At 59.8% G+C, this 16,575-nt stretch carries 5 protein-coding genes; 4 read left to right on the top strand and 1 reads right to left on the bottom strand.

Features of this window, described 5'->3' with window-relative positions; genetic code table 11:
* Positions 1-132: 132 nt before the first annotated feature.
* Positions 133-501, bottom strand: coding sequence for a DUF6124 family protein (locus QMX91_RS13690; RefSeq protein WP_282412877.1), 369 nt, complete (start codon positions 499-501; stop codon positions 133-135).
* Positions 502-931: 430 nt separating this feature from the next.
* Between QMX91_RS13690 and QMX91_RS13695 the strand changes: the two genes are divergently transcribed.
* From QMX91_RS13695 to QMX91_RS13710, 4 genes are read left to right on the top strand one after another with little or no spacing between them, the layout of a single operon-like run.
* Positions 932-4,519 (top strand): hypothetical protein, encoded by a 3,588-nt coding sequence (locus QMX91_RS13695; RefSeq protein ID WP_282412878.1) that lies wholly within the window; start codon positions 932-934, stop codon positions 4,517-4,519.
* Positions 4,516-8,148 carry a Tc toxin subunit A gene (locus QMX91_RS13700; protein WP_282412879.1) on the top strand — a complete coding sequence of 1,211 codons (3,633 nt, stop codon included), beginning with the start codon at positions 4,516-4,518 and terminating at the stop codon, positions 8,146-8,148. Before QMX91_RS13695 ends, QMX91_RS13700 begins: the two co-directional genes overlap by 4 nt.
* A gap of 46 nt (positions 8,149-8,194) precedes the next feature.
* Positions 8,195-12,271, top strand: a complete 4,077-nt coding sequence (locus tag QMX91_RS13705; RefSeq protein ID WP_282412880.1) for a neuraminidase-like domain-containing protein — start codon at positions 8,195-8,197, stop codon at positions 12,269-12,271.
* Positions 12,264-16,550 (top strand): hypothetical protein, encoded by a 4,287-nt coding sequence (locus QMX91_RS13710; protein WP_282412881.1) that lies wholly within the window; start codon positions 12,264-12,266, stop codon positions 16,548-16,550. Before QMX91_RS13705 ends, QMX91_RS13710 begins: the two co-directional genes overlap by 8 nt.
* The last annotated feature ends 25 nt before the right edge of the window (positions 16,551-16,575 follow it).

Below are 16,575 nucleotides of genomic sequence, written 5' to 3' on the forward strand. Positions count from 1 at the left end.
CATAATTGCTATCGCGGGCAAGCCCGCTCCCACAGTGTCCGGGGTTGATCAAAGCATTTGTGCACACCACAAATCCCTGTGGGAGCGGGCTTGCCCGCGAAGGCATCAGCCCGGACAACGCTTCTCCAAAGGCTAACCCACAGCAATCGCCCGCTCACTGTCCAGCGTCTTCTCCGCCAGCAATAACCCCATCTCGCTCAACTGATAAATCGCCATCGCCAGATGCCGTGGTTTGTCTTCCAGGCTGTCCGCCAGATCCAGCAACAGGATGCTCACCGACGAAAAGGTTTCGTAGGTCTGGATGGCGATCGCTTCGGGGTTGATGTCGGGCGCGACCCGGAACATCTGCATGCCGCGATCCACGGAATTGCGCGAGGGCGCTTCGGGTTTGAGGTAGTGATCGAGGGCGCGCTCGGCGGCTTCGTGGAGCTTTTTTGAATCGGGGGATTGATAGGGGGAAACGGTATCGGTTTCGGGTGGATTCGGAGTCGGTTTGAACATGATCGTAGATCCTCTGATGAAGCGGCCACCGTCTCGCGACTAAACGAGGGGTGGCGGCTGGACGCAGGTTAGTCGACCGGGAGGACTACGAAAAAACCGGCGCGCCCGAGGGCGCCCTGCGCACAGCCACCATTGAGTGCGGGGATAGGGAATACCCGACTTAATGACACTTATGCACCTTTCGCAGTATCTCCCGGGCGACTAAACCCGACCACTGATTGGCAGCGGCACGGACCACGTTACGGGGCATCGGCAAAGCGCACAAGCCGGCGGATTCTGGCGGATCTGTAGGCAAAGGCGCAAGGCGTTGTAGTTTGCTGCGCGTGTCGAAGTAGGGCGTGGAAAGACTTAGCTGTTCTAGTAATCAAGCAATGCTTTTTTAGATGAATTGGATCTTTTGGACTGTCAGTTCTGACAGTGGTCGCGTGCAATGAGCACACGTATGTTGATCCCACAACGTGAGCGACCCATTGCCCGGAGCATTGCCGACATGAACGAAACTATCGAGGACGACGAGAAAGGACGAGCCTGGCTTGATACCGAAAAGGTTCAGACCACTGTCGCTCAGGTCACGAAACTGGCAGACGGATCACTCAAGGAACTGGGCGACGGAGCGCAGTTTTCCGAGGTGTTCTGGGCGGATGCGGTCGAAACATCGCTTTACCAGACACACCCCAGAGTGCCTCAGCTGCAAACTCAAATGGTGTGCCGGTACAAGTTCGAATCAGGCCGCATCTATGTGAAGACCTTGCGCTACCACATGACCACACGGGGCGCCAATAAAAATAGGGCAAACATAGATTTGGGCCTGCAGGCCGCTACATGGGTGCGCAAGAACTCACCTGACAGCATGCTGCAAGATAACCAGTGGCACGATTATGTGGAATATGTCGACTCCCCGCTCGGTCCTCCTGATTTTGGCGTGTCGCTGGCAATCCGGGTTGACTATGACGGAGCCAATAACGATGTTGAACCCCACGAAGGGTGGGGCCTTGATATCTATCCAGCACAGAAACCGATTATCGAGGTTCCCACTTCCGGAACCGAGATTGATGTCGAGAAGCCGTTCACTGTATCCGGTAGCAACGGGCTTGTCCCCGGCACAATTCATTTGCGGTGGCAGTACAACAATGCTGAAATTCCACTGGGTACTGCTCCTGTCCAGAACAACGGGAGGTGGAATACCTCCATCGTGTTGCCGCCCGGCGTTTTGGATTTCTACGCCGTACAAATCATTGGCAACCAGAACTCCGGTAAGTCCAATACCGTTACCCTCAAGCCAAGGTACGTGGCACCACGTATCGACTCTCCGGCAAACACTGCGGTAGTCAAGTCGGCCAGCGGATTGCTGATCAAAGGCCGAGGCACGCCAGGCAAAGTCATCGATGTGATGACCCCGGGGGGCGCCGTGTTACACGCCACGACAACCGTCAAGCCTGACGATACGTGGGAAGCATCATTCAACCAGTCCAACTACCCTGACGGCGGTCGCGTCGATATCACGGCTGGCCACAGAGGCATGGATGATTGGACCGCTGCGCAATTCTTCACCTTGCTTCTGCAGCCGACAATCACGACGCCATCCGAATCAGCGGTGACCGATCCGAGAGGTCCGATAGAAGGGGGGAGGGCTGTTTCAGGTGCGACCGTCGAAGTCCTCAAGGATCTCGAACATTCATTCAAGGTCGGCCAGGGCATTGCTGATGCCAACGGAAGATGGAGGGTTACAACGTTCACCCGCGACATGCCGCCGGGCCGCTTTACGGTTGTGGCGCAGCAAAAGGTACCTGGCGGCACTTCGGAAGTGAGTGTGGCCCGTTCGTTCAAAGTCCGCCCCCCAACACCGAGCACAATCAACTTCACCTACCCGTCCCTCACCACCATCGAGTTTTCCGGCGCAGGTTTTACCGGCGCCACGGTCGAGATCACGATTGTCCGAGGTCCGACAGGAGCTACGCCGCCACCAGCCGTTGTCGTGACCGCAGGCAGTTGGAGAACGACTTCACAGAACTGGCCCATCGGCGACTACGATCTGAAGGTCGTGCAGAAGGTTGACGACAATGCTGGTGGCTCGATTCCCTCGCATGAATACCATTTCAAGGCCTCATCAAAGCTTCCACCGCCCTCTGCAGTGAGATACACCAATGACCTCTACACGCCGACATTCATCGGCGAAGGTATTGCAGGGGCATCTGTCGAAGTCACCGACAAGGCGACCGGCGCTGCGCTCGCGCCATCGACGCAGGTCACCACTCAGGGCTGGTCGACCCGTGCCTTCGAGGCGTGGGCACCGGGTTCGACCCGCACCGTGCGTGTGGTGCAGAAGCTCGGTGCGGCGGTGTCGGACGCTGTTGAGCTGGTGATCAATATCGACCGTTTCCCACCGCCGACCGAGCTGGCTTTTACCGTTGTCGACTACAAGCCGCGTATCACTGGCAGAGGGATAGCCGGCGCCAGCGTGCAAGTGACGGACAAGCAGAGCGGCGCCGCCATTGCACCACCCGCGCCCGTGACGGGCCAGGGCTGGACGGCAGAGGCATCGACACCCTGGCAGCCGAATACCAGCAGAATCGTCCTGGTGGTGCAGTCCAGAGACGCTTTCGCCTCCGATCCGGTGGAAATAACCATCTCTGTGCCGCTGCTGGCACCCATCATCACTGCCGTCGAAGACGATGGACTCTCGCCGAAAATCTCCGGCACCTGCTGGCCCGGCGCGACACTGAGCCTGAAGTACAGCGACAGTGCGACCGAGCACAAACCTGATGGAAGCAGTGGCACATGGACCTTCAAGCGCGACGCCGGGTTTGCTCCGGACGAGCAGCACACCGTGACGGTGATCCAGACCGTCGCCGGGCGTCCGTCGCCGCCAGCCTCGCAAACGTTCTCGGTCAGCCCGGAGAAACCGGTGATCACCGTGCCGGAGGAAAGCGCAGACACCCACTACGACATGAACGTGCACGGCATCAACGGCTATAACGGTGCCACATTGCAACTGCGGGACGCGCAATTCGGGCGGAATCTGGGTGAGCCGAAACGGCTGACCGCTCATGGCGACTGGTTCATCGAGCTGAAAAAACTCGAGTTCCGCAAATACCAGATCGATGCCGTGCAAACCATCGCCGGCAGACCCTCTCTGCCCAGCGCTGTGCGCAGTTTTTTTGTCGTGCTGGTGCCGCCGGTCATCACGGTGCCGCAGGAGCATCAATCGCTGGCGCGCACCTCGACGCTTCGTGGCACCGGCGAACCCCTTGGCCACGTGACGATCTGGCGTGAAAGTCCGAGCGAAATCCTGCTCGATAAAATCTCGATAGGCGCCAAGGGCGATTGGTTTGCCGACGTAACGTTGCCGGTCGGCAACTACAAGGTGAAGGCCCGGCAATTCTTCGACGATCATGAGTCGAAGGAAAGCCTTGCGCGCAGTTTCAAGGTGGTGCCCGCCGCGCCGGTTATCGAAAGCCCCGGGCGAGGTGTGCACGTCGGTCGTCGGGTTGTTGTGTCCGGCTTCGGCTACCCCGGTGACACAGTGCTGGTGACGCTGACGGGCAGCAAGGGTTCGGTACGCGTAAGCGCTCCGGTGCTCGAGGATCGTACCTGGTCGCTGACGCTTGAAACGGAGCAGTCCGACGGCACTGCGCAACTGGTGGCGGTGTCGTCGTGTGATGGCTTCGAGTCTGCCCCCTCGGCTGCACATCCAGTGGAGCTCGGCACTTACCTGCCCGCTATCGATGAGCCGACGCCGGGAAGCTGGAAAGAAAATCCGCTTCGCTTCCTCGGTAAAGGCCGCACGGGCGTGGGGCGCGTGGTGACCTGGTACGACCCTGATCAAGTCTTGAGCGAAGACATTGCCGTCACCGATCAAGGCTGGCGCGGCGAGGCATCGCACGCCTTGCGTCCAGGCGGCCACTGGTGCCGATTCCAACAGACCATCACCGACGCTGCGGATGGCTCGACCAAGTCCGACTGGGTCGAAAGCAAGCGTTTCGAGGTGATTTCGATTCCACCGGGAGCAAGACCATGACCGAGCCTGTGATCCGTCCAGTGCAGCAGTTGCTGAGACAAGTGTTCAGCGATGAACAGCGCGAAACCTATACCGATTTTTGCAATCACCTCGAAAATGGTGGTTCGATTTTTCCGCTGGTCGAGCAAGGCGTTCAGGGGCTGGTCAGCCATTACCGGATGAACCCCGACGACGCGCGGGCCTTTTTGCGCAGGGCCAACAGTCTGGCGGTGTATGTCCGGCGCCAGTTCATCGAACATTCGTTGCGCGGTCCGCAGGCCCCGGTCACGCGCCCCGACAGCGGTCTGTTGTCGATGGTCGCGGGGCCGAGCTACGAGAGTTTGTTCTCGACCCATTTCGATGGGTTGTGCCCACCGCAGGCCTTGGAGTCAATCGCATCTCCGGTGGCTTACCTGATCGAGTTGTTGCGCTGGATCAAGGACAAAATCCACGCCATTGGCGGCGAGCAAAAACTCGATTTGCATGAGCGCCGTCAGGATCTGAAAAAGCTGCTGGTCGACTTCAATGCCGTGCATCAGGCGGTGTCGGCGCTAGACATCATCGTCCCGGTGCTCGAAACGTTTATCGAAGAAAACGATAGTGAGCAAGACCTCGAAGAGGCACTGATCCAGACCCGTTACCCCAACGGCCTGCCGTACTACCAGCATTGGGTCACGCTTGATTTTGTCGCCCGTGAACATGGCCTGTCGGTGGGTAATATCGCCCACATGGTGGATCTGGCCTATCCCTACTTCCTGCAGCCCGAGGCATGGGACAACGATGCCGGGCGTGCCTTTACCCATGCGTCGCGGCTGGGGCCTTATCAGCGTGAATTGTTGACAGAGGCTCCGATAGAACCTGGCGATACCGACGCAAGGGACGACTATTACCAATGCAACTTTGGAGCGCGTGGGACCGATTGGATAAATCTCGATCAGGTGAAATTCTTTGGCGAGCGAACGGGGCTGGACACCCGGGATATCGAGGCGTTGCTGTCGATTCGCGAATTCGCCCCGACGCGTTCGGCCAACGTCAGCGTGTATGACAGCGCGCAACCGGGCGCTGACGAGAGTCAGCGATCCGGCTCGGTGTATCTCAACGCTGCAACCATTCCGGCGCTCGACATTGATTACCGGCAAGGCAGCGAAGCCTTTCTGCATCGTTTGACACAAGCCCCGACCATCATTGACCGCTACGAACGAATGAATCGCAAGTTGCGCCTGGATCGATGGCTGGAGTTACCGAGCGAGCAGGTGGATGCGTTGTTGACGGCGGCGATCAGGGCAGAGGCCCGTCACGCAATACCGGAAGATCCGTGGTGGATTTCTACCCATCAGGTGCATGCGCTGGGCCTGTTTCAGTCACTGCGTGAACGCTATGGCTGTTCGGCAGAGGATTTCGCGGCATTTATCGATGAAATCTCGATTTACGGGCGTGCCAATGCCCTGTCACTGTTCGATCGCACCTTCAACGGCCAGGGCAATTATCGCCAGCCCCTGCTGCTGGATGGCGCAACGTTTGCGACGCTGCCGGTGCAGGGTGTCGCGGAGCTGACGATCAGCCAGTTGTGCAGCGGCTTGGGCATCGATCTGCAGACGTATGCCTACCTGGCAGTAGCGATCGAACGGGCGCACGGGTTCAGCGGCACGCTGAGGCGCACCACGGCAGTCATATCGAGTTTCTACCGGTTGGTGAAGTTGCCACGGTTGCTGGGGATCACCCCGGTCGAAGGCGTGCTGATGCTGACGCTGTTGGGCGGCGAGAGCTGGGTCGACGGGCTGGCAGGTTTGCCGCGGGTGCACGCACGGCTCAATAGCGAAACCACACCGGACGTACTCAATCTGATGTATGCCCTGCACTCCTGCGTGTCCTGGTGCAAGGATCGCGAACTCCCTGTGCTGTGGATGCTGCAGCAAGTGGCACCGCTGCAGGCCCTGGCGGTTGCCACACAGGCCGAGCAGCAGTTGTTCGAGCAGATCCGCAACCTGCTGCCTGCCGCGCTGTTCAACAATGCCGGGCTGTCGATGGCTGGCGTTCCCTCACTGGAGGGGCTGGACTGGCTGCGGTTGTTGACCGAACTGGTCGACCCGACGGGTCTGGTCATCGACCTGCAATTACCCGAGACCGACTACCTGAACCGTGCCCGGGTAAGGTTCGACCAGGCAATCAGGGAAGGGCTGGGCGAGAACGACGCCAGTGTGCGGGGCATTCTCGTCGAGCGAATGCTCGGCGTGCTGTTGCAGGCGCGGGAGGCGCAGGTCTCGGTCGCCCGGGAGTGTCTGGCGGTGTACACCGGCCTTGATACCGAACGCGGATTGCTCGTGCTGACCTGGGCGCAGGCCACGGTTTATCAGTTGTTGTCGCAGGTCAGCGCGCGTGCCGATCGTGATGCAACTGAGGCACTCAGTCCCGCTGCGCGCGCCGCAGAGCAACCCGACCCGCTGCTGAGCTTGCTGGCTGATGTGCGACGGCGCAGTGCGGTGGCGAGCAAGCTGGAACTGTCTGCGGTATTGCTCGAAGACTTTCTGCAATACGGCCACACGGCCTGGATGGCTCAGGACGATCGGCACCTGCTGTCGATCCGCACCCTGTATTACCTGAGCGCGCTGGGACGGGCCTTCGAGTTGAGCGAGCAACCGGCTGGCAAGCTGCTCGACTACCTGCGTCAGGTCAACGCATTGCCCGACCCTTTGACAGGCCATGCATTGCGGCTGGCACAGGATGCGGCAGCGTTGCGGCTGGCGGCGTTTTTCGACTGGAGCGTGCAGGAGGTGCGCGAGTGCGTCAGCCACATCGATCCTGAACTGAAGATCCTCAAGACTTTGCCCCAGCTCGATTTGCTGATGCGCATCCGCGTATTGGCCCGGCACAGCGGCATGGACGCCCTGACGATTTTCCTCGTGGGAAATCTGCCGGAGGACGTAGACAAGGACAAGTATCGATTCGCCGCCGAACGCGCGCTGCTCAGCCTTTCAGCCACCCGTGAATCGGTGGTTGCCTTTGCCGATGAGGTGGCGCAACCACTGGTCAAAATGAAATGTGAAGTGGACAAGACCGAGGTGGTGGCCGGCAAACCTGAAGAGAAAGTCTTGTTGACCGTGACGTTGACGGACGCCGATGACAAGCCACTGAGTGGCGTCAATGTGTACTGGCAAGTGAGCCTCGGCACGATTGTGCCCAACGCCACTGACGTCGATGGAAAGGTGACGGTCGAGTATCTGCCGGGCAAGGTCATGGGGCAGGAAACGCCACTGTTCTGGCTTGACCTGATCGACGCACAACAGGCCCCGACGATCAATATCTCCGATGATCCCAAGACGCTGTCCTTCCCCGCACCATTAACTGCCCAGGTGCCGCTGGAACCGGTTCCGGCGGGGCAGGAAGTCGAGCTTTACGCCACGCTGCGCGACGAATATCGAAACCCCGGGCGCAACCGTCTGGTGCGCTGGTCCGCCGAACCTGCGAGCGGCAGTAGCGGCTCGGCGGTGATTCGTCCCGGGCAGAACTACGCCGACTTCGAGGGCGTTACACGGGTGTACGTGTCGAGCACGTCCGGCGGCAAGTTCATTGTCAGCGCGCATTGCGATGCCAGTGACAAAGAAGCACTTTTTGACCCTATCACCTTCACCGAAACACTGACTCACCAATGACCGTGTTGGTTGACGCAGCGTTCACCTCAGGATGCAGGACAAGACCATGACTCAACGCAATCTGGCTCCATTGTTGGAAAAACGCCGCGCAGCACTGGTCGATTACTGCATCGGTCAGGCTGCCAGGACCCGCTACTCTTTCGTGAAAACGCCGCAGGATCTGTTCGAGCTGTTGCGCATGGACCCGCTGGATAACTATCCGGTGCAAAGTTCGTGGGTCGCCGAGGCGACCAGTTGCGCGCAGCAATTCATTCATGCGGCGTATCGCAAGCTTGAGCCGGGCTATAAAAACACGGCTTTTCCGGCGCATGAGCTGAAGCTCTGGGAGCTGTACAGCAATTACCCCGACTGGGCGGCGCTGGCGTTGATCGCGGTCTACCCGGAAAACTTCATCAACCCCTTTGTGCGGCAGCGCAAGACCCGCCTGTTCAAGGCACTGGAAAATGACTTGAATCAGGCGCGGCTGACCGGCGATTCGGTGCAGCGTGCCTCGCAGCAATACCTCAAGGCATTCGAGCAGACCTGCAACCTGGATGTCATCAGCGCCTGTCTGGATGGCGACTCGGCAAGCAATGCCACTTACTATTTCGTCGGCCGGCAGCGGGTGCAGCCGTTTCAGTATTTCTGGCGCAAGGCCGACATCGAGCTCACCGCTTCCGGTAATCCGGTCAACCCGGCGGCATGGAGTGAATGGCAACCTGTCGACATTCCGGTGGGGAATAGGGTTCTGGACATGCGGCCGTTGTTTTGGGGCGGGCGTTTGTGTCTGGTGTGGGCTGAGTGGCGCGACCCGGTGGGTATCAAGGGGAGCGAGGGCTATTTGGCCCCCAGGCTGGATATCAACCTGGCGTTCATGAGCCAAAATGCAGAATGGTCGGCACCGCTGAGCTTGTATAGCGCTGATGAGGACACCAACAACAGCGACAGGAGCCTTGATTCCCGGCTGATTGCAACAACGTTTTCCGATGCAATTCACCCCAAGGGTCGCCTGGGCGTATTGCTTATCAGCCCGGCGGGTCTGAGGGTGAGCACCACCCGTGATGTGTTCTTTCGTCCGTTGCCTGAAGACGACGGCAACTGGCTTGTATATCTGGCCAGTCATCGCTTCACCGATGTCCTGACCTTGCAGCATGCACTGACGCCGAAAAATCAGCCGGTGGTCGAGATCAAGAGTGAGACCTCGGGGGATCTGACGGCTTATTACGGGCTGCAGGCGGTGTTTTCGGAGGTAGGAACAGACGACTTTCTGTGGGTTAGAGGCCTGTGCCGGGCGCGGTCTCCGGTTGGAGATGAGAAGGTCGATTTTACCTTGAAGCTGAACAATCCGGCCGGAGATGACCCAAGAGAAACCAAAGGCCTGCAGCCCGTCTCGGGTGGTTGGGCTACTCAATGGATGAAACTGCAACGCGCGAAAGGCGGATTTACCGGGCTGGCCGAATTTACCTTGAGCGGCGAGGACCAAGGCAGCAAGACCTTTACAGTCTCACTCACCAAGATCACCCGTTTCGTACCGCCGACTCTGGAAAAGAACGCGCTGGATGCAGCGCAGTTCATCGGTTTCAGGCAGTCCGGAATGTTGCAGCGCGCGCGCTTGAACTCGCTGTTCGGCCCGGAGCTGGTGCAACTGAGCAATATTTCCGTGGATGCCGTACTCGACTGGGAGACCCAGTTCCTGACGGAACCGCCTCCAGCCGCGGGCCCGATCGCCGAACCGAACGGGGCGTTCGACGGGGCCAACGGGCTGTATTTCTGGGAACTGTTTTTTCATCTGCCGCATCTGGTGGCGGCCCGTCTGCGGGCCGAGGATCGCTACCTGGAAGCGCAGAACTGGATGCATTACGTGTTCGATCCGCAAGATTCGCGAGACCCGGAAAAACCAGGGAATGCGCCACCGAGGCCTGAATACTGGCGCTGCCGACCTTTGGCCGCTGTGGGGAATGTGGGCGTCGAAGCCATGCTGCCGACCGATCCGGACGCGATTGCCTATGCCGCACCCCAGCACTACCAGATTCTGGTGTTCACCGAGTATGTGAAGAACCTGGTGGCGTGGGGCGACTGGTACTACCGCCAGCTCACCCGCGATGCGCTGGTGGCGGCAAAACTGTGTTACGTGCAGGCGCAGTTTCTGATGGGCAAGCCGCCTTCCGCCCGGGCAGTCACCCGTTGGCAAACGCAGACGGTAGAAGCCTTGCTGAACCAGAGCGCGAGCCGCCCGGCGCTTGAGCAGTTCGAGCAGGAGCTGCAGTTTTCCCTGGCTGACATTCCTCCAGCCGTCGAAGCGTCACCGTTGATGGGCCTGCTGGCGAACGAGCCGTTCAAACTGCCGATCAATGAGCAATTGCTTGACCTGTTTGACTTGCCGGGGCAGCGCCTGAGCAACTTGCGCAACAACCTGACCCTGGATGGCAAGCCACTGGACGTTCCGCTGTTCAGCCCGCCCACCGATCCCAATCAATTGTTGCGCGATCTGGCCGCTGGCGGGGTGGGCATGCCGCGGCCGATGGGCGGACGTCTGGTGGTGGGGGCCTTTCGCTGGCGCGTCAGCTACGAGGCGGCGTTGCGCGCCGTGCAGACACTGCAGGAGTACGGCAGCCAGGTATTGCGTCTGCTGGAACAGCGCGACCGGGCGGAACAGGAAGAACTGCAGCAAGAGCACCTCAAGGAGCTGGGCGAATACGCCCGTACGGTTCAAGAGCAATCCATTGCCCAGCTTGAAGCCAGCCTCACGGCCCTCGGCCAGAGTCAGGCCATGGCCCAGCAACGGGCCGATCGATACAAAGCCTGGTACGACGAACACATCAGCGATGCCGAATATCAGGTCATGGAAAAACTGCAGGCCGTCAAATGGATGAATGCCGGGACGCACGCGATCAAGAGCGGCGGCGCGGTCGTGGGGTCCCTGCCGAGCATTTTCGGCTTGGCCAACGGTAACCATCGTCCGGAGAAAATCGCCGATGCCGTGGTTTTCGGTCTGGAAATCGGCGCGATGCTGTTGCAGATCGACGCGGATAAACAAGCCATCACCGAAAGCTACCGCCTGCGCCGCAGAGAGTGGGAGTTGCAACGAGATCAGGCACTGGCCGAGGTCGGGGCGATCGCCGAGCAGATCACCGCGCAGACATTTGCCCTCGATGCCGCCAGAACGAGTCTGGAGCAAACCCAGCGGGCCAACGGTCAGGCGTTGGCGCTCTACAACTACCTGAAGAAACGCGCGACCAACGCAGAATTGTTCGGCTGGCTGTTGGGCCAGCTCAAGGCCTTGCACTATCAGGCTTACGATGCGGTGGTCAGTCTGTGCCTGAGTGCCCGGTCGTCATTGAGTGCTGAAACCGGCGATTACGAAACCGCTGAGGCCTTGCCGCAGGTCTGGCTGGACAACCGTCATGGACTGACTGCCGGTGAACACTTGCGCGAGTACCTGCTGCGCATGGATCGCCTGTACCTGCAAAGCCATGAGCGCCGTCTGGAGCGGGTCAAGACCATTTCGTTGCGACAGCTGTTCGATGACCAGGTTGATCCGCAGGCGGGATTCTCCGACTGGCCCAAGGCGCTGGCCGAGTTGATCGACAAGGGCGTGCTGGAGTTCCAGCTGACGCAGTTGTCATTTGATCGCGATCACCCGGGGGAGTATTGCCGGCTGCTCAATCTGGTCGAGGTCGACCTGCCCGTACTGCTCGGACCTTATCAGGATGTACAGGCGACGCTGCTGCAGGTCGGCAGCATGACCGCTACCCAGGGCTCGGCGCGCTCGGTCGAGTACCTGCATCAGCCGGCGGGCAAGGTGGCGCCGGTCGAGGTGCTGTTCAATCTGCGCAGTGGCCAGCAGATCGGTTTGTCCGTGGGGATCGCCGACACCGGCATGAACGCCGGCAAACCGGACGAAGGCTTGCTCAACCCTTTCGAGAACACCGGCGCGATCTCGCGCTGGCAATTGCACTTTCCCTGGCCGCAGAGCGAGCGGCAGGCGCCGATGCTCAAATCACTCACCGACATCATTCTGCGCGTCCGCTACACGGCCAAGGCCGGTGAGCCGACGTTTACCCTCGCTGTCAAAGATCTGGTCACCCGGGCGATCACGTCCCGCCAGTCAGGCAATATCAAAGGAGCAGGCCATCATGGTTGAACCCGTCATTCAGGCTAATGACAGTCTGGTGCTCAATGGTGATTTCCGTGAGGCCTTGAGCCATTGGGAAAAGGGGCCGGTTAACAGCCGCTGGGTTACGGTCGTGGGCGAGCCGTACGAAGGCACACAGATCAGGATGCTTTCAGTAGCAAACCTTGCCTCTGCCTTTCAGGAAATGACCGTACCTGTAACGCCGAGCGCCGGAGCCAGGTATGTGCTGAGTTTCCTGTATGAAACGCGGCATACCGAAGCGGGCCGCATGATATTCACTGATGACAGTGGAGCCACCCTTAGAGAAATCCCGTTGCCGCCCGGCAGCCCTCGTAACCTTGAAGAGGACCAGGCACGGATCACTCAAGGGTTGCCGCTGGAATTCAGACCGCTCAAGTACAACGCCGAGCTCGATCTGCCGTTGCAGCGCCAGGACAAGATTCGCGTCACAGTGGTCGCTCCGGGTAATGCTGATCCCGAGGACTATAACTCTCTGGTTTTGGTTACCCGCATTCGCCTGGGCGTGGAACTTGAGCCCGCGCGGATGCAGACGGTGAAGGTGGACGCGGAGCAATCGTCATCTGGCAAGCTGGTTCACCTCTGCCTGGGCGCGGACGGCAGCTTCCAGCACCAGCTTGCGTTCGTACCCGACCCCGACAGCCCCTGGCTGCACACCAAAGCTGCATTGGTGAGCGATGACAATCCACAAGGCGCGGTTTTCGCAACGCCTGACTGGGGCGTCGATCAACCGCTGGACTCACCGTGGATGCTGCAGTGCCCGCTGATCGGTGCTCAGGATCCTTACCTGTTCACGGTGCAACTGGTGAACCAGTACACCGCCGAGCCGTATTCGATGCAGGTCTCGCTGGGGCATCACCGGCTGGTGTTCCGTGAGGTGCTGGAGGCCGCGTATTTCCCGGTGCTGGAGTTGACGCAATCGGTGCGTCTGGGGGTACGAGTGGCCTCCTGGTACACCGGTCAGTTTCTGGCCGGGCGCACGGTGACCTGGACCACCGAAGGGCTGGGGGTGCTGAGCACGACACCGACCGACGCCGAGGGCTGGGCGTATTTCGAGTATCTGCCAACGGCTGCTGGAAAACGTGCTATCCAGGCTTCGGTGGCAAGCCCCTACTATGCCAGTGGGGTGGAAACCGCGACGCTGGACGTTCAGGTGCTGGCGACCGATCCATGGAAGGACGTTCTGGCGGTGGTAGACAGCAACGCCTTGCCCTGGGCGCAGAAGACCGGCTATCCCAACCGTGGCTCGACCTATCAACTGAGCGTTCGGGTGCCTGAAGTGTTACGTGGTTCCACGATGGCACTGCGTTGGGATGGCGACAGCGCCGCACAGTTGGGCGTGCAACTGCGCCCGGAGCTGGAAGCCTCGATACCTGTAGGCACAACAGACCTGAACTGGGAGTTGATCTGCCAGGACAAACTCGACGGTCGCTTCCACTTGCAGTTGCTGTGTTCGAAGCTGCTGTTGCCTTCCAACAGAAAACCGATGTCACTGGCCCGCAATCTGGTGCGCATTGGCGACGTTCAGGAGGCCAACAAATTTCCCGTGGTGGACGAAGGCGAAAGTGTTCTGTTGCGGGTGCAGGTGGTGCATGTGGTCACCGGCGGCAACGGCGATCCGGTCAACAATGCACGGGTGGACTGGCAGACTCCCGAAGGCACGATTGCCACCCGATCGGGGATCGGTGGCTGGGCCAGCGTGTTGTATCAACCGAGCCGCGACGGTGAGCTGGTGGTGACCGCTCGCGTGCGGGCGCATGACGAAGCGGTGCCGGTGGAGCGACCGTTTGCAGTGAAGGCGCTGCAGAGCAGCCCCTGGAAAGGCAAGATCAAGATCCTGTTTGACGGCAATGAGGTTGACCTGACCGAATTGGGCTTGCTGTGCTGGCGCGGTGAGCCGCACACCTTGCGGATAGAAATCACGCCCGGCAGTCCGCTGAATGGAGAGATGGTCACGCTGCAATGGCGTGGTGAGCCGCCGGGGAACGGCTTGATCGTCTCGGATATCGACAAGCCGTTGAGGCTTGGGCCATTGGGGCTGGAATGGCGCTTCAGTTCGCAGGTCGCGTCGAGTACCAGCAGCCTGTTCAGCCTGACCTTGAGCAGCCCCGGACTTACCGCGCCCCGGGAGTTGTTCGGTCGGCTGATCTCCACAGAGCTTATGGATGAACTGACGTTGATGCTGGATCAGGTGACTGCGACAAACGCCAGTCAGAGAATGTTTCCTTGCATCGGGGCCACGCACACCTTGCGCTATCTGCCCAATGCCTTGAGCCCGCTGGTGGGTTTGCAGGCAACGCTGGTGTGGCAAGGCACCCCGGCTGATGACCTGGAAGCGAGCATTGAACCGCCACTCGATCAAGCTCAAAAAATCAGTGACGGTGGTGTTGGCTGGAGTCTGGATTTCACCTCGAGCAAGGTCTCCGGCGCCTTTAGTGTGGGGCTTTTCTTGTCTGCCCTGGATCGCTCCATGAGCACCAATCCGATGCAGCTCGCTCACAACAAGCTGCGAATCGAAGACTGGCGTGAGTCAGCGGTTGACGCCGTCATCGGCAAGGATAAAGCCTGGAGCTGGGTCAGGGTGGTTTCGGCATTCACCGGGCAAGCGGTGGCGCAGGTGGCGGTGCAGTGGAAATCCGCTGACAGTTCAGACAGCGTCGTCAGCGACGAAATGGGCTGGTCCGGGTTTGGCCTGGTGCCGAGCAGTCACGGTCAGCAGAACGTCGTGGCCAATGTGCACAGCCCGTTCGATGGCTATGAAGAGCAACGTGCCCTGTCCTTTACGGCGCTTGCCCGTAACCCTTGGGAGGATGTGCGGGTGCGTTTCGATGGGCATGATGACCATCCATGGGGCAGTCACACGTACTTTCCGCGCCGCAATGGCTCACATGCCATCGAAGTACTGCTTCCGGATGGCAGCCCGTTGTTCGACCAGGAACTGACCTTGGGCTTGACCGGCACCGGCCCTGCGGAACTGGGTCTGAGTTTCGAACCTGCGCTCGGCGCATCACGCCTGCCCTCGGCAATCGGTTTGCGTTATTCCCTGCGTTGCGCCGACCTCAAGGACGGTGGCTTCGCGCTGCGCCTGGGAGCGGAGCGCCTCGCCAGCCTGTCACCGGCCAATGCGATGTCGCTGGGGGCGGGCGTGCAGGTGTGGAAACTCCTCACCAGTAGTAGCGTTCAGCAAGTGGTGGAATGGGAGCAGGAACTGGTCGAGCAGGTAAAAGTGGTGTCGTCCGTTTCCGGTCAAGGTATCGCCGGGGTATTGGTGACCTGGCGCAACGAGGATCTGGGGACGGTCACCAGTCTGACCGACTTTTATGGTGTCGCCATTGTGCGCTTCAAACCGCAGACACCGGGCGCGGCGGTAGTAACGGCGAGGGTGGGAGAGGCGGCGCATTCGGAATCGGTTGATCTGCCGTATACGCTTGAGGAACCGCGAGTAATCAGCGAACTGTACGAACCGGAAGATTCACGGTTGCCACCCAATGAGGAGCGCGCGCATGCCATTGCCAAAGTGGTCTCGGCACGTACCGGTTTGCCGCTGGCGGGTGTGCAAGTGCGGTGGGATTTTGCCGGGACTGCCTTGACGCCATCGGTGACGGATGAGGAGGGGCTTGCCCGTTTGACCTTTACCTATCCGGCTGACTCGCAGGGAGTTTTATCGGCCATTGTCCGAGGCGGGCTGGGTGGCTGGGATATGGCGCAACTGGGGTATTACGGCATAGTGCCGGTGATTGAGTCGTTGACCAGTCCCGATACAAATATCGATCTGGGCAAAGATGCAACGGCCGAGGTCCGGGTGGTGTCGCGTCACGATGGCCGGGCCCTGGCAGGCGTCAGGGTCATCTGGAATTATCCGGAATTGACGTTGCCGGCTACTTTCACGGGGCCGGATGGAAAGTCGCGCGTTGATTTCAGACCGATTGAAACAGGACTGCATGAGTTGCAGGCAACGGTTGTTTTGGGTGGCTCACAGTCATTGGTGTTTGAAGTGTTTGATCCTTCTACGAGGCCGCTGATTTTTGAGCTGAAAAGACTTCACGGGCAAATCGGCATTGGCGGGCAAGCCCACATGCGCGCGCTTGTTACAAATCGAAGCTATGTTCCCATTCAGGGGGAGGTAGTTTTCTGGCGTTTTCGCGATATTGAAATCGCTCCAACTCGCACCGATGCGCAGGGCTACACGGAGGTCAAATTCATCCTGCCTGCACGGGACACCATCGTGGTGAGTGTTCGGGGAGGATCAAGTATGAGCATGCCTATATGAAGTTGTCGCTCATCGGTTATGAGTG

This window comes from Pseudomonas sp. PS01299, from assembly GCF_029960145.1.
In the GTDB taxonomy this organism is placed as follows: domain Bacteria; phylum Pseudomonadota; class Gammaproteobacteria; order Pseudomonadales; family Pseudomonadaceae; genus Aquipseudomonas; species Aquipseudomonas putida_A.

Bases quoted from the DNA above. Each gene is read 5' to 3' on its own strand.
- QMX91_RS13690 (WP_282412877.1), bottom strand. From the start codon at position 501: ATGTTCAAACCGACTCCGAATCCACCCGAAACCGATACCGTTTCCCCC.
- QMX91_RS13695 (WP_282412878.1), top strand. From the start codon at position 932: ATGAGCACACGTATGTTGATCCCACAACGTGAGCGACCCATTGCCCGG.
- QMX91_RS13700 (WP_282412879.1), top strand. From the start codon at position 4,516: ATGACCGAGCCTGTGATCCGTCCAGTGCAGCAGTTGCTGAGACAAGTG.
- QMX91_RS13705 (WP_282412880.1), top strand. From the start codon at position 8,195: ATGACTCAACGCAATCTGGCTCCATTGTTGGAAAAACGCCGCGCAGCA.
- QMX91_RS13710 (WP_282412881.1), top strand. From the start codon at position 12,264: ATGGTTGAACCCGTCATTCAGGCTAATGACAGTCTGGTGCTCAATGGT.